The 275-nt window shown below is 68.4% G+C and carries 1 protein-coding gene; it reads right to left on the bottom strand.

What is annotated here, in order from left to right:
* On the bottom strand, positions 1-275 hold a 275-nt coding region (locus AC1RPU_RS08220; RefSeq protein ID WP_481769683.1), incomplete at both ends, for a hypothetical protein.

The following is a 275-nucleotide window of genomic DNA, read 5'->3' as shown; positions in this document are numbered from 1 at the left end:
TCGATCGGGCGTTGAACGTCGACCCGGATCCAATCGTCGGCGCGCGCCGTCGGCTGGTCCGGATGGGCGGCGAGAAGGGCGCGCAGCTCGCTCGCGAGCGAAAACTGGCAGCACAGCTCGACCTCGCTGATTGCGCGCTCGATCGCGTTGCGCTCGCTGTCCGTCAGCCCCTCCCGAGCGCCTTCCCGAGCGCCGCGTTCGTTGAACCACTCCCTGATCGAATCGGCAATCCGTTGCGGATCGCAGATGTTCCCGCCGGGCACACAGGCGCGCAG

The organism is Dellaglioa sp. CoH-55-MRSF-7, assembly GCF_056782235.1.
Note: the sequence above shows the minus strand (reverse complement) of the source record. Positions and strands in the feature narration are given on the sequence as shown.